The organism is Arthrobacter sp. 9E16 (assembly GCF_002929435.1).
GTDB classification, from domain to species: domain Bacteria; phylum Actinomycetota; class Actinomycetes; order Actinomycetales; family Micrococcaceae; genus Arthrobacter_B; species Arthrobacter_B sunyaminii.
The window spans coordinates 75,272-92,702 of the sequence record NZ_PJIU01000001.1; the positions used below are offsets into that span (position 1 = coordinate 75,272).

Sequence of the window (17,431 nt, forward strand, 5' to 3'; positions counted from 1 at the left end):
TGACTGTGAACAGCCCTTCAACGTGGCGCCAACCAAATGCCGCCCTCTATACAGACCATTACGAGTTGACCATGCTGCAGGCCGCCCTGCACTCGGGCACGGCCTCCCGGCGATCAGTGTTCGAGGTCTTCGGCCGCAGGCTGCCCGACGGACGGCGGTACGGCGTGGTGGCCGGCACCGGCCGGATCCTTGAGGCCCTCACGGCCTTCCGCTTCGGCGAGGACCAGCTGCAGTTCCTGGCGGACACCGCCGTAGTGGACGGGCCTACCCTTCAATGGCTGGCGGATTTCCGGTTCTCCGGCAACATCTTCGGCTACGCCGAGGGCGAGGCGTACTTCCCCAATTCGCCAATCCTTACGGTGGAGTCCACCTTCGCCGAAGCCTGCATCCTGGAAACCCTGGTGCTCTCGGTCCTGAACCATGACAGTGCCATCGCCTCGGCAGCGTCCCGCATGGTCATGGCTGCCGGCGGCCGCCCCTGCATCGAAATGGGCTCGCGCCGCACGCACGAGGAATCCGCCGTCGCCGCAGCCCGCGCCGCGATCATCGCCGGCTTCGACAGCACCTCCAATCTGGAGGCGGGACGCCGGTACGGCCTGAAGACCGTGGGCACCGCAGCCCACTCCTTCACCCTCCTGCATGACACCGAGCGCGATGCCTTCGAAGCCCAGGTGGGCTCCCTTGGCGCCAATACTTCTCTCCTGGTGGACACGTACGACGTCGAAGCCGGCGTGCGCAACGCCGTCGCCGTCGCGGGACGGAAACTTGGCGGCGTCCGGCTGGATTCCGGTGACCTGGTGGCCCAGGCCCGCTGGGTTCGGGAGCTGCTGGATGACCTCGGCAACACGGAAACCCGCATCATGGTGACCTCGGACCTGGACGAATACGCTATTGCCGCCCTGGCTTCTGCTCCGGTGGACGCCTACGGTGTGGGAACCTCCCTGGTCACCGGGTCCGGGGCTCCGACCGCTGGCATGGTCTATAAGCTCGTCAGCCGGGAAGGGGACGACCATGAGTTTGTCTCCGTCGCCAAGGCAGCCAAGAACAAGGCATCCCGCGGCGGGAGAAAGTACGCCCTGCGCCGGCTCAATGAGCACGGAACGGCCACGGCAGAGGTCATCGGCATTGGCCACCGGCCGCTGGATGACGGCAATGACCGTCCCCTGCTGGAGCAGTTCGTTGCCGACGGCGAAATCCTTCCCGGCTGGACCGGGGCCGAAGGCGTGGAGCGTGCAGTCAAACGGCACACCGCGTCACTGGATGAACTGCCCGATGCCGTACACCGCCTGCAGCGCGGCGAACCGGTGATCCCGACAGAATACGAGGAGGAAGCATGACGCGCGCCCTGATTGTTGTTGATGTCCAGAACGACTTCTGTGAAGGAGGTCCTCTCGCCGTTCCCGGCGGTGCCGACACGGCGTCGGACATCACTGACTACATCGAGACGACGCTGGGCCGCTATGACGTTGTGGCCGCCACTCAGGACTGGCACATTGAGCCCGGCGCCCACTTCTCCGACACCCCGGATTACAAGGAGTCCTGGCCGGTGCACTGTGTTGCCGGCACAACCGGAGCCAACCCGCACCCGGACCTGGACACCGAACACATTGATGCTTTCTTCCGCAAAGGCCAGTACGAGGCCGCGTATTCCGGTTTCGAGGGGGTGCTTGCCCCGGAAGACGAAGTGCCTACGGGCGATCTGGACGCGGCCGCCGCACCGGCTGATCCGGCCGAAACGGTAAGCCTGGATGACTGGCTTCGGGAGAACGACGTCGATGAGGTGGTCATTGTGGGCCTGACCACCGACTACTGCGTCCGGGCCACCGCACTGGATGCCGTCGCCGCCGGCTATGACACGTACGTCATCCCCGAACTGTGCGCCGGAATCGACCGCGCGGATACCCGTGCCGCGCTCGCCGAGCTGGAAGACGCCGGAGTGGAGCTGCTGGACCTGTAAGCGTTCGCGCCTGGCAAGGCTGACCCCTGCCGGTCGGCAAACAGCAGCAGAGGTGCCGGAGCATGTTGCTCCGGCACCTCTGCTGCGTCCTGAGTGTGCACGTATGGCGATCTCGCCCCCCCTAGAGACCCGTTCCTGTGTGCACCTATGGCGGCTTCAGCGCGATGGAACCCGCCGGAGCTGCACACACGCCGCGGGGCTGGCCCTTCCGACCCGCCAAGCTGCACACCAGATCCTCCGTACGGATCCTTCGTGCAGATCACGGGGCTTGCCGAAATCTCTCGTACAGATCCCGGGCCCATAACGGCCAAATTCGCATGTTTGCGCCCATTATCTGCACGAAGGAATCCCGCGGGCACCGTTTAGGCCCGTTATCTGCACCAAGGATCCGGCGCAAAGGCTCCGGTACGCACAAACGGTGATCTCAGCCGCTTGGAACCGCCAGAGCTGCACAGTCGATGGTAGCCAGGGGTCCTTGGTGCGGATCAGGGCCCAAAGTCGCTCGACCGGTGCTTTGGACTCGCCGTCTGCCCTGATGCTCCGGGTTGAGACCTCTCTAGTACAGATAACGGGCCTAAACGTCCCCCATGAGCCCGTTATCTGCTCTACGGACGCGGGCCGGGCCCCCGCAAGCCCGTTATCTGTTCTACGGACGCTGACCGTGGACCCGGATCAGCCCGCACGGCACCGGCGCCGGCACACAACAACGGCGGGTGCCGACTCCCGAAGGAACCGGCACCCGCCGTCGTTGTTCTGGTCCGTTTCAGCTATTTGCGCCCGATGAACCAGTCCTGCAGCTTCTTCAGCCGCTGGTTGAGCTGCTCCTCATTGGCCTGCGCCACGGGCGGTCCGCCGCAGATGCGGCGCAGCTCGCTGTGCACCACGCCGTGCGGCATACCGGAACGGGCAGACCAGGCGGAGACGTTCTTGGCCAGCTGGCCGCGCAGTTCGGTGAGCTGCCGGTGGTCCATGACCGCGGGAGCCGGTTCGGGCTCGGGTGCTGCAGCAGCCTTCCGGCCGCGGCGGGACAGCTGCTCATGCTGGCGCTGGCGCAGCAGCATTCCCACCTGGTCTGCGTCCAGCAGACCGGGGATGCCCAGGAAGTCCTGTTCCTCTTCGCTGCCCAGCTCTCCGCCGGTGCCGAATTCGCCGCCGTCGAACAGTACGCGGTCAAAGGACGCCTGGGATTCCAGTGCCTCGAACTTCTGTTTGGTGAGGGAGTCCGAAGCCTTTTCTTCGCGGTTGGCGGCCTCCATGAGGCTGTCTTCCAGCGCGAACCCTTCCTCTTCAAGGTGGTTCTCCGGGCGGTCCAGGGCGTGGTCGCGCTCCAGTTCCAGCTGGTTGGCCAGGGCCATCAGGTTAGGCACGGAGGGCAGGAACACCGACGCCGTCTCGCCGCGCTTGCGGGCACGCACAAACCGGCCCACGGCCTGGGCAAAGAACAGCGGGGTTGCCGTGGAGGTGGCGTAGACGCCCACCGCCAGGCGCGGAACGTCCACGCCTTCGGACACCATGCGCACAGCCACCATCCAGCGCTGTTCTCCAGCGGAGAACTCGTCAATCTTGTCCGAGGCCTTGGCGTCATCGGAAAGGATGACCGTGGGAGACTCCCCCGTGATCTTCTTCAGCTGGCCCGCATAGGCACGCGCGTCGTCGTGGTCCGTTGCGATCACCAGCCCGCCGGCGTCGGGCACTGCCCGGCGCACCTCGGAAAGCCTGCGGTCAGCGGCGGCCAGCACCGCAGGGATCCATTCACCCGTGGGGTTCAGCGCCGTGCGCCAGGCCTGGGCGGTGATGTCCTTGGTAACGGCGGCTTCGCCGAGGGAAGCGGCCATTTCATCACCGGCGCTGGTCCGCCAGCGCATGGTGCCGGAGTAGGCCATGAACATCACCGGACGCACCACGTGGTCCTTCAGCGCCTGCCCGTAGCCGTAGGTGTAGTCCGCCTTGGAGCGGCGGATCCCGTCGCGGTCCTTTTCGTACTCGACAAAGGGAATGGCCGCGGTGTCGGAGCGGAACGGCGTACCGGTCAGGGACAGGCGCTTGACGGCCGGTTCAAAGGCCTCGCGGATTCCGTCACCCCAGGACAGGGCGTCGCCGCCGTGGTGAATCTCGTCCAGGATCACCAGGGTGCGGGCCGCTTCGGTCTTGGCACGGTGCAGCATGGGCTTGGAGGCCACCTGGGCGTAGGTCACTGCCACGCCGATGAAGCCGTCACCGTGGCGGCCGTCAGCATTCTTGAAGTTGGGGTCCAGGGCCAGGCCCACCTTCGCGGCGGCGTCGGCCCACTGGCGCTTGAGGTGGTCGGTGGGCGCGACGACGGTGATCCGCTTGACGATCCCGCGGTCCACCAGCTCGGTGGCCACGCGCAGGGCGAAGGTGGTCTTGCCTGCACCGGGGGTGGCGACGGCGAGGAAATCATCGGCGTCGGAGGCAAAAAACTTCTCCAGGGCTTCTGCCTGCCATTGGCGAAGCTTCGGGGCGGTGCCCCACGCGGCTCGCTCCGGGTAGGCGGGCGGCAGGGCCGGTCCGCCGAAGAGGGTATCTGGGCTCACGCTGTGAACGGCACCTTTCCTGTGTTCGGGGTAACAATTGCACTGCGGGCACCGGAGACAATCCCCAGGCACGCAAAAATGGCCAGGACAAGCCACATGACGCGGAAAACGCCGGCTTGTCCGGAAGCGGCGGGGTCCTGCAGGAGGGCGAAGAGAATTCCCGCCACTGTGGTTCCCGCAACGGCTCCGAGCTGGTCGGAAATCTGCAGGGACGCGGAATTGCGTCCCCGGTCCGCGGAAGTGGACAGAGCCAGCACCATCACGGAAGTGCTGGACAGGGCCAGGCCCATGGCTGCTCCCGCGAAGGACCACACCGCCACGATCACCCAGAAGGGCACCGACGGCGAGGCAAGCAGCCCGATTCCTCCCACGGCCGCGGCCAGCATGGTTGCGCCGATCACCAAAAGCCGGTGACGCCGCCCGCCGGCACGTGCCTGCAGGAAAGAACCCACAGCCCAGCCTACCGCTCCTGCGGTCAGGGCCAGTCCGGCAGTGGCGGGGTCCACACCGTGCGTGGCCAGCACCATCAACGGCAGGAAGGCCTCCGCTGCCACGAATCCGGCACTAAGCAGGCCGCGCGTGGCGACCACGCTGGGCAGCCCGCGGGACAGGCGCAGGGTGCCCGGCGGCAGCAGACGGCCCAGCGCGACGCCGGCCGCTCCTGCTCCCGCGGCAGCTGCGGCCCACAGCAGTACGGCGGCCGACGACGGCACTGCGGCCGCGCTGCCCGCCCACTGCGCGAGGAACACGGCAGCGGCCAGCACCGTGCCCCAGAGCGCGCGGCGGCGGCCTGCTGCTGCGTCCATTGCGGGGCTGGCGGGCGGACCCAGGCTGCGGATCCGCGGCCAGACCATCAGTCCGGCAACCAGCACAATGGGAATCACAGCGGCAAAGACCCACCGCCAGCTCACGTATTGCGCCAGCAGGCCCGCGGCCAGCGGACCCACCATGGAAGGCAGGATCCAGGCCGCCGCCAGCCAGCCAAAAATCACCGGTTGAAGTGCCGACGGATAGATCTCGCCGATGATCACGTAGACCGCCACGATCATGGCTCCCCCGCCGAGCCCGGACACCGCCCGTCCGGCGGTGACAATCCAGAATTCCCCGGCCAGGGCTGAGAGCACCAGCCCGGCGGTCATCAAAAGCATGCCCGCGGCAAGCGAGGGAAGCGGCCCCTCGCGGTCACACCTGCTGCCGGCCACCACGGTGCCCAGCAGCGAGGCGGTGAGGAACATCGAAAATGCCAGCCCGTAGCCGGCACCCGCCGAGAGTTCCGCTGCCACCACGGGCATCGCCGTCGTCACCGCCATCGCTTCGAAGGCGGAACAGGTGATGATCGCCAGAATGCCCAGGGTGAGGGCCCGGTACTCTGCGGACATTGCGCCGGCGGGCCGGCGCTGCGGAGCCGAACCGCTCATGGACGCACCGGAATTATTTCTTGCCGTCCTTGGGCGCGCTCAGCCCATCATAGATTTCCTTGCAGGTGGGGCACACGGGGAACTTTTTCGGGTCGCGGCCCGGGGTCCATACCTTGCCGCACAGCGCGATCACGGGTTCTCCCGAGAGCGCGGATTCCATGATTTTTTCCTTGCGGACATAGTGGGCAAACCGCTCACTGTCGCCGGGTTCGGTGTACTCGCGCTGTTCTTCGCGCTCGATAACGGCGGTGGAACCGCCGCCGTCGTCGAGGCGGCGGGCAGGGTCGTTTTCGAAAGGATCGGGAGGAAGACTCATGGCTCCCATCTTAGTACCAGGGGTCATTTGTTCACGGATACCGCGGCCAGCAGCTCCGGGGCGCGGCGGTCCATCCAGCGGCCGCCGATCCGGATCCCGGCCAGCAGCAGCCCGACTCCGAGCACCACGCCGGCGGCCAGCGTGAGCCAGCCGAGCAGTGCACTGCCCGTCACGAGGGCGGCCACGGCCAATGCCAGCACCGGCAGCACGATCACCAGCTGAGCCAGCATGCCCAATCCCTGGACAAGGACGGTGCGCCCGCCGGAACCGGGCGGCGTCTTGAACGCGTTCTCTCCCGGCAGCGGCACGTTGTAGGTGTAACGGGCGGACACCACGCTGGACAGGCCCAGACCGCTGAGCAGCACCCCCAGCGAAACACCCAGCAGCACCGGCAGCAGGTCCGTTTGCCCCAGCAGCACGCAGGGCAGCACGGTGGCCAGCAGCACCGTCGGCACGCCGAAGGCGGCACAGGCAAGGGCGCGGCCGGCGCGGTCAGCTGCGCCGGTAACCCCGGTGCTGATGTGCAGCGCAAAGGCGGTGTTGTCATACGCCACGTCGGCTGAGATCGCGAAGGCCAGGAGGAAAGCCACCAGCGGGCCGATGAGCAGCGGCACCACAGGAGTGCCGCCGGTGTTGTTCACGAACAGCAGCACCACCACCAGCAGCGGAATGATGAGCAGGGAGGCGCCGTAGCGCGGGTCCCTGATCCAGTAGGTCAGGGCCCGGGCCGCCACTGCACCGGTGGGGGTCCCCGGAAACAGTCCGAAGAAGCCCAGCTTGCCGCCCTTACGCCGGGTTCCGGCGTTGTACGGAGGCGTGACCAGCGCCCGGACGAGGAGGACTTTCCAGGCCCAGACCAGCAGGGCTAAAAAGACGACGGCGATGGCCAGCTTGGCGGCCGCGGTTCCCCACTGGCCCAGGGCAACGTCGCTGGGGACGGCCCAAGCAGCTCCCAGCGGGGTCCAGGACAGTGTGCCTGCCAGGGAAGGAAGGTACTCCCCTGCACCGCTGACACCCGAGCTGATCCCGCCAATAATCGGTCCCAGCAGCATCAGGGGAATGATGAGCAGAAGACCGGTGATGTCTTTGAACCGGCGGGAGGAAGCCAGCGAGGTACTCGCCGCCACGGTGACCCGGGCAGCAATGACACAGGTGAAAACCGCGATGAGCGCGGTCAGGAGACCGGCCGCCACTGCGGCCGGAGAACGCCACCACACTGCCGCCGAGGCGAGTGCGGCTAGGACGGTGACCACGCCGGGAATCCCGATGAGACCACCCAGTGCCAGGCCGGTTAGCAACTTCGGAAGGGGCACGGCAAACGTGACGAAGCGCGCCGGGTCCAGGGTCACGTCCACACCGGTGGCAAGGATCGGGATCAGGGCCCAGCCCAGCACGGCAGCGGAACCTGCCAGCACTGTCACTGTCCGGGCCAGCTCGGGGTCGGTGGTGCTCAGAAAGAACAGCCCGGTCAAGAGCAGCACCAGGACTGACAGACCGTACAGCGCCCCGAAGACAATCCCCACGATCTGCCAGGGGCTGCGGCGCAGGGAGTTGCGCAGCAGGGTCAGCTTAAGCCTTACGAGGTGCGCAACCACGGCAGTCCCTCCGAGTGGGTGCGTCCGCCGACGAGCTGCACGAACCGGTCTTCCAGAGATTCGCCGCCGCGGACCTCGTCCACGGTTCCGGCCGCCAGGAGGTTGCCGCCGGAAACCACAGCCACGTGGTCACACATACGCTGGACCAGGTCCATCACGTGGCTGGAGACGATGACGGTGCCTCCGTTGGCAACATAGCCGGCGAGAATGTCTCGGATATTGGCGGCGGAGATGGGATCCACCGCTTCGAATGGCTCATCCAGCACCAGCAGCCGCGGCGCGTGGATCAGCGCCGATGCCAGCGCGATCTTCTTGGTCATTCCGGCGGAGTAGTCAACAACGAGGGTGCCGGCGTCATTGGCGAGGTCCATGGCTTCGAGCAGGTCCTGCACCCGTTCGGCCACGGTCGCGCGGTCCATGCCACGCAGCAGGCCGGCATACGTCACCAGCTGTTCGCCGGTGAGCCGGTCAAACAGCCGTACACCGTCCGGGAGCACTCCCATCAGGCGCTTGGCCTTCAGCGGCTCCGCCCAGACATCCGTGCCGTGCACCCACACCTGGCCATGCTCGGGCCGCAGCAATCCGGTTGCCATGGACAGCAGGGTGGTCTTGCCCGCACCGTTGGGGCCGACCAGTCCGAAAAAGGAACCCGCCGGGACGTCGAGGCTGATCCCGTTGACGGCAATTTTCTCGCCGAAGCGCTTCGCCAGTCCCCGAATTGCCAGGGCGGGGGCAGCAGGAACGGCCGAGGTTTCCAGGGGCAGGGAGTCGGTCATGTGAGCACCACTTTCGTCATGCCACCAACCTACCCCCGGGCTCCCGTCCACGGATCAGCCGCAAGGACCAGAATCGCGCCGAGTCCGGGCGGCGAAACCCGCCTTCCGGAGTAGGGGACGAAACGAAGCCGCATCGCCGGGGCAACCGAACCGGGAAAGGCGCCTTTTCTAGCCACGCGGATCGGATTGGACCTCCGGCCAAGCGAGCCCAAGGGCTTGCAGGCTACGGCTGGCGGGCCCGTTCATACTGCGGGGCCCACGGCAGCTTGGCGTCCAGCGTGTCGGCAGCATGCAGCCACCAGTGCGGGTCGCTGAGCGCTGCCCGCGCAATAAGGACCGCGTCGGCACGCCCCTCGCGCAGCGTCTGCTCGGCTTCCGCCGCCGTGCGGATCAGGCCGACGGCGCCCGTGGGCACGCCTGCATGCTTCCGCACGTACTCCGCAAACCCGGTTTGGTATCCCGGCGCCACCGGTATGGAAGCCCCCGGAACTGCCCCGCCGGTGGAAACGTCCACAAAGTCCACGCCCCGGTCACGGGCCTGGGCGGCCAGCCGGGCTGAGGTGTGCTCGTCCACACCGCCGGCGGTCCAGTCCGTGGCAGATATGCGCAGCAGCAGCGGCATGGATTCGGGGATGACCGCGCGGACGGCGTCGATGACCTCCAAGGTGAGCCGGTTGCGACCCTCCTCCGATCCGCCCCAGCCGTCGGTGCGGGTATTGACCAGCGGCGTCAGGAACTGGTGCAGCAGGTACCCGTGGGCGGCATGGATTTCAATGGTGTCGAAGCCCGCCTCAACGGACCGTTTGGCAGCGACGGCGAAGTCATCAATGACCTTGCGGATGCCTGCCTCGTCCAAGGCCTCCGGTGCGGCATAGCGGCCAAACGGCTCGGCGGTGGGACCAACGGTGAGCCACCCGCCGTCGGCCTCCGGAACAGTGCCGCTGCCCTCAGCGAAGGGAGCGTAGGTGGACGCTTTGCGCCCCGCGTGGGCCAGCTGCACGCCGATCTTGGTGTCCACGGCCCCGTATTTGTGCACAAAGCCGATGATCCGGCGCCAGGCGTCAACCTGTTCCCGGTTATAGATTCCGGTGTCCTGGGGGCTGATCCGGCCCTCGGGACTGACCGCTGTGGCTTCGGTGACAATCAGAGCCGCTCCCCCGGCGGCAAAGGAGCCCAGATGCATCAGATGCCAGTCATTCGGCACTCCGGGGGCGTTGACCTCGTCGGCGGAGTACTGGCACATGGCGGCAACCCAGCCGCGGTGTGCCAGCTCAAGGCCCCGGAGGGTCAGTGGATCAAACAGGCCGTGGAACTGGTGTGCTGCCGCATCGGTCATGCCGGCGGGCCTAGAAGAGTGCCCGGGCCAGGGCGGAGCGCGCCTTGGTCACCCGCGGGTCGGTGGTGCCCACCACTTCGAACAAATCCAGCAGCCGCAGCCTGGCCCGCTCACGGTCTTCGCCGAAGACCCGGGAGATCAGGCGCACCACACGGGTGAAGGCATCTTCAACGTGGCCGCCGGAGACATCCAGGTCAGCGACCGCCAGCTGGGCGTCGACGTCGTTGGGGTTCTCCGCGGCATCGGTGCGAAGCTTCTCCGCGTCAACCCCCTTGAGCCGGGCCATCAGCTCCACCTGGGCGAGCCCGGCCTTGGCTTCGGCGTCGGCTGGCTGCTCGGCCAGCGCTTTGCGGTAGGCCGCGGCAGCGCCGTCGTAGTCTCCTTCAACAATGGCGTCGTAGGCTTCCTGGTGCAGCGGCGGCAGGGGTGCATCCTCGGCAGCTTCAGCGCCTCCGTCCTCATTCAGGGATCCGGTGACACCGTTGGCCGCGGCGACCTGGAGCAGCTCGGCAACGAGGGCGCGGATCTGTTCCTCGGGCACTGCACGGTCAAAGAGCGGTACCGGCTGGCCCTTGAGGACCGCAGCGACCGTGGGCACTGCCACGGCCTGGAATGCCTGGGCAATCTGGGGATGCTGATCCACGTCAACCCGTGCCAGCAGCAGCTTTCCGTCCTGCTCCGCCACGATGTTCTGCAGCACCGCGCTGACCTGCTGCGACTCCGGGCTGCGGGCCGAGTAGAGGTCAATAATCACCGGCACCTGCGCGGAGAGCTGAACCACCTGGGGGAAGGACTGCTCGGTCACCTCCACGATGTAGGGGCTGGCGCCGCCCGCAGCGGCTGCCTGTTCGCCCGAAGCACCGGCGGGTGCCGGCGGCGCAGCCGCCTTGGCTTTCAGCGCGGACAGGTCAACGGCTCCCCGCAGATTCATCGAGGAAGGGGCCGGTGCGGGGCGGTGGTTCGGAGTGCTCATGGCTTCACCTTATTACGCGGACTCGGGTCACCGGCACCCCGGTTACCCCTGACAGAGGGTAGGGCTACTTGAGGGTGGCGGACAGCAGTTCCTGGACGGCGCCAATGACCTGAATCTGGTCCGTGCTGCCGGCTGGCGGAACATACAGCATGACGCCCTCGCCGTACTTCACATCGATTCCGGCCTCCGTGCTCGTTTCGCCTGTCAGCTTCTCGTAGACGGTGCCCTCCAGATTGATCGAGTCACCCACTTCCCGCGGAACGCTCGCATAGCTGCTGTCCATGTACCCGAAGACGATGGCGCCACCGTCCGCGGTCCTCAGCGCCCGGGTGTCGGCCGGCACGGATGTGTGCTTGAACGTAATGTCGGCAAACTCGTTATCCGGGCTGGACAGGACGGTCTTCTGGAACTTGGTGACGGCCTCGGCGAAGGTGTTGGCTGCAAACGTGTCCTTGTTTGCGCCTTCGGGGTTGGTCAGGGCGTCCGCCAGGCCGTCGACGGCGGCCTGCGGGGCAATGTCCAGGCCGTCAGCTGAGCCTGCCGGAGCCGGATTTACTCCGGTGCCGTTGGCAGGACGCTTGGGAAAGGTGGTGCCGGGCAGCATCTTGATGGCCGAAACCAGCTTGTAGTTCTGGCGGGCCGATTCCTGCACAAGGAGCAGCGCCTGCGGAACTTCGTTGTCCGGACCCTGGGTGACCGCCACGATGCTGCGCGGGAACTCAGTTCCGCCCATGATCAGGTCCGTCATCAGCGGTTCCGCGACAACCGGCTCCGGTGCGTCAGTTTCCGGCACCTTAGCTGCGGTGGCGTAATTGGCCTCGCGCAGGCTTGCGGCGCTTCCGGCGGCGCGGGTGGCGAGCAGCTTTGCATCCTTTGCCGCATCGGCTTCGGTCACGGTGGAGGCAACTTCGGAGAGGATCCGTTCCAGCTGGGAATCCAGCACCACGGGCGGCGTGGCTTCGCTGCCGGATTCTGCTGCGGGGCTCGCGGACTCAGCTGTGGGGCTGGCAGTGAGCGGAAGCGCTGCCAGTGCCGCAGCCGGTGCGCCAAAGCTCAGGCCGGCGGCAATGACGGTGCCCAGAGCCGCCGCAGGACCGCGGCGCCTGAGGGCGGGAAGGATACCGAAGGCCTGCGTACTGCCCGCAGGTCCCCCTTTGGAATCCTTGGCGGGTACTACGGCGGGGTCCCCGGTGCCGCCGGTTGCCGGATGGGCGCCCGACGGTGCGGCCTGCTTGGCCGGTTCCGAAGAGGAAGGTCCGTTCCCGCCGGAGCGGCGGCCGCTGTTGCCCCGGCCGGTCATGAAGGTCAGCGCCAGGCCCAGAACGGCGACAAGGGCGCCCAGGACGATCAGGGGGACGGCAAACGGAGTGGAATCATCGTTGGCGAAAGTAACCGAGACAGCCGAAGGGGCAGCTGCGGTCCCGTCCGTGGCCAGCAGGATCTGCCAGTCCCCGGCGGCGGGCGGCTCCCAGCCGAAGGTCAGCTCATCCTCAATTTCCTGTTCGGAGACCCACAGGTCGGATCCGGCAGGGTTGGGAACAGTGTCCGTGCCGTCCGTTACCTCGGAGGTGAGCGACTCGCCGTCGGCACCGATGCGCAGCACGGAGGCGTCCCCCACCCAGGCGTCGACGTCGTCGGCCCGGCCTACGGCCATCAGGAACGGCCCGTCCGCAGAGACGGTCACATCCACCCCGTCGGAGTGCTGGGTGAGGACGTCCGAACTGATGACGGTCAGCGGCGCTTCCTGGTCTTGGGACGGTGCTGCCGCCGTAACGGTGCTGGGCGGGGCCCAGACGGTGCGCTGCCCGATGCCGATGAGCATCAGCAGCACTCCGATGACGATCAGCGGAACTGCAAATTTGTTTCGCACAACTTACCTATCTTCAGTCTCGGTGCAAGTGCCTCACGTATAGGCAGGCGAACGGGACGTGGAGCCTCTTGAATGTCAGGGCGGTAGCCGGGTTTATAACCCAATGGTAACGAAATCCTCTGGCAGGACACATTCGAAGCCCGCCGCAGCGTGCGCGCACCCCGCCGCCGGGGCTCCGGGACTGATAATGTGGCGCTTCGTACCGGGGCGTTCGCTAAATCTAGGAGACCTGCACAATGGCCGAGAACCAGGACCTGCCGGCTGACGGATCCCGTCCTATTTCCGGACAGGCCGGGGGCACGAATTCTCCGTCAGGCAAGCGCCCCGGTTTTCTGTCCGCCGCCTCCGAACGGATCCGGCACGCGGCGCCCCGCGGTATTCCCGGAGCCCGTCCGCGGCGCCGGTTCGAGTTTCCGCCGGAGACTGCGGCGGAGGGAACAGCGCCGGCCGGTCCCGAGCAACCCGTCGAGGCCGGCAGCAGCGGCGATGATTCCCCCACCCGCATGAGCAGCCATCCCATCCATTTCGGCTTCATGTTTTCCGTGGGCGTGGGAATTGCCCTTCTCTGCTATTTCATCCTGACCAACGTCGGTGAACTCCTGGTATGGATCGGAGCCGCACTCTTCATAGCGCTGGGACTGGACCCCATAGTGCGCTGGCTGGCGGCCCGGAGGATACCCCGGCCGGCCGGAATTGCCATCACTGTCCTGGGCCTGGCCGGAATCATTATGGGCTTCTTCGCGACCCTGATTCCCACCATCGTGCGGCAGACCACGGAGATCATCAACAATGCCCCCGGCTATGTGGACACCTTTCTGGAATCGGATTTCTTCGTAAACATTGAAGAACAGTTCCATGTGCGGGAGAGGATCGAAGAAGAGGTCAATAAGTTCTTCAGCAACGCGGACGCGCTGGGCGGGGTCTTCGGTGGCGTGCTTTCGGTGGGCACGGTTATTGCCAACGGCCTTTTCGGTGCGCTGATTATCCTGGTGCTGACCCTGTACTTCCTCTCCTCCCTGCCGTCCATGAAGTTGTGGGCGTACCGTCTGGCGCCCAAGAGCCGGCGCCGCCGCGTCGAAGCCCTCTCCGAGGAAATCAGCGGCAGTGTGGGCAACTACGTGATCGGCCAAGGGCTGGTCGCCCTGCTGGACGCCACCTATGCCTTCATTGTCATGAGCATCACCGGGGTGCCGTTCTCGGTTCTGCTCGCCTTTGTGGTGGCACTGCTGGCCTTTATTCCGCTGGTGGGCCCGCCCATCGCGCTGGTGCTGGTATCCCTCGTAGCCCTTACCGTCAGCTGGCAGACCGCCGTGGTCTTTGCACTGTTCTACGTGGCGTACCTGCAGTTCGAGGCGTACTTCGTATCCCCGCGCATCATGCAGCGTGCCGTCGCAGTGCCCGGAGCCGTGGCCGTCATCGCCGTCATCGCCGGCGGAACCCTGCTGGGCGTCCTGGGCGCCCTGATTGCCATTCCCACCGCAGCAGCCGTGCTGCTGCTGCTCAAGGAAGTCTTTATTTCCCGCCAGGACCAGCGCTAGCAGCTGGCTACGGGACGCTCAGCGGTGCCCGGCGGCGGCAGCCGCTCAGCGCCGCCGGCCGCCGGTTCTGCGCGTGCGCCAGCAGCGCTCATGCCAGTGCCGGCGGTCCGCGACGGCGGTTTCACGGCCCAGAAGCGAGTCCTCCTGCCACACCACGAGGTGCGGGATTCCGGGCGGAATGGTGATGCCGCACCCGGGGCATTTGTACTCTTTTGCCGCATTGCGGGCCGTGATTTGCCGCACTGACCATTCACCGTCGGGCGCGCTTTCCCGATGCGGTATTCCGGCGCGGGTGCGTTCCAGGTCCAGCTCCGCGGCAGGCGTTGCCCATTTGCTCCGGGCACTGCGGCCCAAGTTGGCGTTGGCTGCGCCGGGCGGGCGGCGGGGACGGTTGGAACGGGGCATATAAGTTATTTTGCCTCAAGCAGAGCCGGTAAAGTGCAACTGTGCGTTTAGTAATAGCCCGCTGCTCTGTTGACTACATCGGCCGCCTCCGTGCCCATCTTCCGCTCGCCGTCCGTCTGCTGATGGTGAAAGCCGACGGTTCCGTCCTGATCCACTCCGACGGCGGCTCCTACAAACCCCTGAACTGGATGAGCCCTCCGGCCACCCTCCGGGTCACCGCTCCCTCGGATGACGACGCCGAAACAGGCGTCATCGAAACGTGGAACGTCCAAAGTGCCAAGACAGACGACAAACTCGTCATCAGCATCTATGAACGCTTCTCCGAGACATCCCATGACCTCGGCGTGGATCCGGGCCTCATCAAGGACGGTGTGGAGGCTGACCTGCAGCGGCTGCTGGCCGAGCAGATCACCAAGCTGGGCGAGGGCTTCACGCTGATCCGCCGGGAGTACATGACAGCCATCGGACCGGTGGACATCCTGGCCCGGGACGCCTCCGGCACCACGGTTGCCGTGGAACTCAAGCGCCGCGGGGACATCGACGGCGTTGAACAGCTCACGCGCTACCTTGAGCTGCTCAACCGGGATCCGCTTCTGGCTCCGGTCAAGGGCGTGTTCGCCGCGCAGCAGATCAAGCCGCAGGCACGGGTGCTCGCAAACGACCGCGGTATCGAGTGCCTCACCCTGGACTATGACGCCATGCGCGGTGTGGACGATTCGGAATCGCGCCTCTTTTAGCTTGGCGGAGACCGGGTCCCGCAGACCGGACATTGCACCTGAAATCAGCCCGGTTATCCCCAAGACATAACGCCGCCGGAAGTTCATACGGGCCGGATCAACCGCGCTAAGAAGTGCGGGCAAAACACTCTCGAAAATACTCGTAAATATTTTGCCCGAATTCGTTGACCAGCCTTTGGGTGTGTGTAATCCTATAACCAGTCTTTGTGTAGGTGTTATTCATGCTCGCAAGACCGTTGCGAGCGTGAAGCTCCTCAAGGAACTGCTGAAATGGCAAGGATCTTGAGCCTTCCCGTTTCAGTAACAATGAGGCCGCCGCGGGGTGTGGCGGTCTGAAGTTCCACTTATGAGGAGAAACAAAAATGGCACAGGGTACCGTCAAATGGTTTAACGCTGAAAAGGGCTTCGGCTTCATCACTCCCGATGATGCAGACGGCGACGTCTTTGTTCACTACTCTGAAATTCAGACCGGTGGCTTCAAGACTCTCGATGAGAACCAGCGCGTTGAGTTTGAAATCGGCCAGGGCGCCAAGGGCCCCCAGGCTACCGGCGTCACCGCCCTCTAAGCTTCACCAAAAAACTTAGTAACCAGAAAGTCCCCGGCATCTGCCGGGGACTTTCTTGGTTTCCAGGGGAAATCCCTGCCGCTGCGTATCGGAGGGATTTGCTCGGGTGTCAGCTGCGCCGGCGAATGACCTGCGCGCCCAGCCCGCGAAGATTCTCCATAAATTTCTCGTATCCGCGGTCAATGTGGTCCACTCCGCGGACCTCGGTGGTGCCTTCAGCGGCCAGCCCGGCTATGACGAGGGCAGCACCGGCCCGGATGTCGTTGGCTTCGACGGGTGCCCCGGACAGTCGGGGAACCCCCTGGATCAGGGCGTGATGCCCGTCCAGCCGGATGACCGCACCCAGCCGCGCGAGCTCCGAGGTGAATCCCCAGCGGGCCTCGAAGACATTCTCCGTGACCATCCCGGAGCCGGTGGAAACGGCATTCATGGCCACAACGAAGGGCTGCAGGTCGGTCGGAAAACCCGGATACGGCAGGGTGGAGACGTTGATGGGCTCCGGGCGTCCGTTGCCTTTGACGGTAAAGCTGTCCTCCCCCACCGTGACGGTGCAACCGGCCTGCGAGAGCTTGTCCAGCACCACGGTCAGCGCGGAGGCGTCCGCGTCGCGCACTTCGATGCAGCCGCCGGTGATAGCCGCTGCGAAGGCCCACGTTCCGGCAACGATCCGGTCCGGCACCACCCGGTGCACCACCGGTTCCAGCCGCTCAACGCCCTCGATCACCAAGGTGTTGGTGCCGATGCCGGAAATTCGGGCGCCCATTTCGTTGAGCATGAGTGCAATGTCCGTGATTTCAGGTTCGCGCGCCGCGTTGTCGATGACGGTGGTTCCCGCGGCAAGGGTCGCAGCCATCATCAGGTTCTCGGTAGCCCCCACGGACGGAAAGTCCAGCAGATGGCGGGCTCCGATCAGGCCGTCCGGCACAGAGGCCACGAGGTACCCGTGGTCAATGGTGATGGTGGTTCCCATCAGCTCAAGGCCGGCCCGGTGCATGTCCAGCCCGCGGGAGCCAATGGCGTCACCGCCGGGCAGTGCCACTTCGGCTTGGCGGCAGCGGGCAACCAGCGGGCCGAGGACCGAGATGGAGGCCCGCATGGCGCGCACCAGGTCATAGTCCGCCTGGTGCAGGGGCAGTTCCGGAACGTCGATGGAAACGGCGGCCGCTTCGACGTCGTAATCGACGGAGCAGCCCAGCCGGCGCAGCAGCTCGGCCATGATCCAGACATCCTGGATGTTGGGAACGTTGGTGATCGTGGAGCATCCCTGCGCCAACAGCGTTGCCGCCATCAGTTTCAGGACACTGTTTTTAGCTCCGGGGACGCTGACCGCTCCGTTGAGCGTGGCCGGTCCGGTAACAACAATGACGTCTTCCATTCCTCAATACTAAG

Annotated in this window: 15 protein-coding genes; 5 read left to right on the forward strand and 10 right to left on the reverse strand. The window is 65.9% G+C overall.

What is annotated here, in order from left to right:
• Positions 1–5: 5 nt before the first annotated feature.
• Both CXR00_RS00335 and CXR00_RS00340 read left to right on the forward strand, forming a co-directional pair.
• Positions 6–1,337: a nicotinate phosphoribosyltransferase gene (locus CXR00_RS00335; protein ID WP_104053656.1), complete on the forward strand. Its 1,332-nt coding sequence runs from the start codon at positions 6–8 to the stop codon at positions 1,335–1,337.
• A complete protein-coding gene (locus CXR00_RS00340; protein WP_104052434.1) occupies positions 1,334–1,957 on the forward strand; it encodes an isochorismatase family protein in 624 nt (207 codons plus the stop codon). The genes CXR00_RS00335 and CXR00_RS00340 overlap by 4 nt, the downstream gene beginning before the upstream one ends.
• 767 nt (positions 1,958–2,724) lie before the next feature.
• On the opposite strand, the gene CXR00_RS00345 is transcribed toward CXR00_RS00340, so the two are convergent.
• The 8 genes from CXR00_RS00345 to CXR00_RS00380 form a co-directional block, all read right to left on the reverse strand.
• Entirely contained in the window at positions 2,725–4,512 is a 1,788-nt protein-coding gene (locus tag CXR00_RS00345; RefSeq protein ID WP_104052435.1) for a DEAD/DEAH box helicase, read from the reverse strand.
• On the reverse strand, positions 4,509–5,930 hold the full coding sequence (locus tag CXR00_RS00350) for an MFS transporter (RefSeq protein ID WP_104052436.1): 1,422 nt from the start codon (positions 5,928–5,930) through the stop codon (positions 4,509–4,511). The genes CXR00_RS00345 and CXR00_RS00350 overlap by 4 nt, the downstream gene beginning before the upstream one ends.
• 13 nt (positions 5,931–5,943) lie before the next feature.
• Entirely contained in the window at positions 5,944–6,255 is a 312-nt protein-coding gene (locus CXR00_RS00355) for a DUF3039 domain-containing protein (RefSeq protein ID WP_104052437.1), read from the reverse strand.
• Between the two features lie 14 nt (positions 6,256–6,269).
• On the reverse strand, positions 6,270–7,841 hold the full coding sequence (locus tag CXR00_RS00360) for a transporter (RefSeq protein WP_104052438.1): 1,572 nt from the start codon (positions 7,839–7,841) through the stop codon (positions 6,270–6,272).
• Complete coding sequence (locus CXR00_RS00365; protein ID WP_104052439.1) at positions 7,823–8,617, reverse strand: ABC transporter ATP-binding protein; 795 nt, start codon at positions 8,615–8,617, stop codon at positions 7,823–7,825. The genes CXR00_RS00360 and CXR00_RS00365 overlap by 19 nt, the downstream gene beginning before the upstream one ends.
• 223 nt (positions 8,618–8,840) lie before the next feature.
• Positions 8,841–9,953 carry an NADH:flavin oxidoreductase/NADH oxidase gene (locus tag CXR00_RS00370; protein WP_104052440.1) on the reverse strand — a complete coding sequence of 371 codons (1,113 nt, stop codon included), beginning with the start codon at positions 9,951–9,953 and terminating at the stop codon, positions 8,841–8,843.
• A 10-nt stretch (positions 9,954–9,963) separates the two neighbouring features.
• Positions 9,964–10,926, reverse strand: a complete 963-nt coding sequence (locus tag CXR00_RS00375) for a tetratricopeptide repeat protein (RefSeq protein ID WP_104052441.1) — start codon at positions 10,924–10,926, stop codon at positions 9,964–9,966.
• Between the two features lie 64 nt (positions 10,927–10,990).
• Positions 10,991–12,796: a hypothetical protein gene (locus CXR00_RS00380; protein ID WP_104052442.1), complete on the reverse strand. Its 1,806-nt coding sequence runs from the start codon at positions 12,794–12,796 to the stop codon at positions 10,991–10,993.
• 236 nt (positions 12,797–13,032) lie between these two features.
• Between CXR00_RS00380 and CXR00_RS00385 the strand changes: the two genes are divergently transcribed.
• On the forward strand, positions 13,033–14,334 hold the full coding sequence (locus CXR00_RS00385; RefSeq protein WP_104052443.1) for an AI-2E family transporter: 1,302 nt from the start codon (positions 13,033–13,035) through the stop codon (positions 14,332–14,334).
• Positions 14,335–14,379: 45 nt separating this feature from the next.
• Here the strand turns inward: CXR00_RS00385 and CXR00_RS00390 are convergent, their stop codons facing one another.
• The gene (locus tag CXR00_RS00390) at positions 14,380–14,739 is read right to left on the reverse strand and encodes a hypothetical protein (protein WP_104052444.1); all 360 of its coding nucleotides are present in this window, start codon (positions 14,737–14,739) and stop codon (positions 14,380–14,382) included.
• 41 nt (positions 14,740–14,780) lie between these two features.
• Here CXR00_RS00390 and nucS point away from each other — a divergent pair, with 41 nt between their 5' ends.
• Both nucS and CXR00_RS00400 read left to right on the forward strand, forming a co-directional pair.
• Entirely contained in the window at positions 14,781–15,476 is a 696-nt protein-coding gene (gene nucS, locus CXR00_RS00395; RefSeq protein ID WP_104052445.1) for an endonuclease NucS, read from the forward strand.
• A 362-nt stretch (positions 15,477–15,838) separates the two neighbouring features.
• Positions 15,839–16,042, forward strand: coding sequence for a cold-shock protein (locus CXR00_RS00400; RefSeq protein WP_104052446.1), 204 nt, complete (start codon positions 15,839–15,841; stop codon positions 16,040–16,042).
• Positions 16,043–16,151: 109 nt separating this feature from the next.
• Here the strand turns inward: CXR00_RS00400 and murA are convergent, their stop codons facing one another.
• Positions 16,152–17,417, reverse strand: a complete 1,266-nt coding sequence (gene murA / locus CXR00_RS00405) for a UDP-N-acetylglucosamine 1-carboxyvinyltransferase (RefSeq protein ID WP_104052447.1) — start codon at positions 17,415–17,417, stop codon at positions 16,152–16,154.
• Between the last annotated feature and the right edge of the window lie 14 nt (positions 17,418–17,431).

Bases quoted from the DNA above. Each gene is read 5' to 3' on its own strand.
- CXR00_RS00340 (WP_104052434.1), top strand. From the start codon at position 1,334: ATGACGCGCGCCCTGATTGTTGTTGATGTCCAGAACGACTTCTGTGAA.
- CXR00_RS00400 (WP_104052446.1), top strand. From the start codon at position 15,839: ATGGCACAGGGTACCGTCAAATGGTTTAACGCTGAAAAGGGCTTCGGC.
- CXR00_RS00385 (WP_104052443.1), top strand. From the start codon at position 13,033: ATGGCCGAGAACCAGGACCTGCCGGCTGACGGATCCCGTCCTATTTCC.
- CXR00_RS00365 (WP_104052439.1), bottom strand. From the start codon at position 8,617: ATGACCGACTCCCTGCCCCTGGAAACCTCGGCCGTTCCTGCTGCCCCC.
- CXR00_RS00350 (WP_104052436.1), bottom strand. From the start codon at position 5,930: ATGAGCGGTTCGGCTCCGCAGCGCCGGCCCGCCGGCGCAATGTCCGCA.
- CXR00_RS00390 (WP_104052444.1), bottom strand. From the start codon at position 14,739: ATGCCCCGTTCCAACCGTCCCCGCCGCCCGCCCGGCGCAGCCAACGCC.
- CXR00_RS00370 (WP_104052440.1), bottom strand. From the start codon at position 9,953: ATGACCGATGCGGCAGCACACCAGTTCCACGGCCTGTTTGATCCACTG.
- murA (WP_104052447.1), bottom strand. From the start codon at position 17,417: ATGGAAGACGTCATTGTTGTTACCGGACCGGCCACGCTCAACGGAGCG.
- CXR00_RS00355 (WP_104052437.1), bottom strand. From the start codon at position 6,255: ATGGGAGCCATGAGTCTTCCTCCCGATCCTTTCGAAAACGACCCTGCC.
- CXR00_RS00375 (WP_104052441.1), bottom strand. From the start codon at position 10,926: ATGAGCACTCCGAACCACCGCCCCGCACCGGCCCCTTCCTCGATGAAT.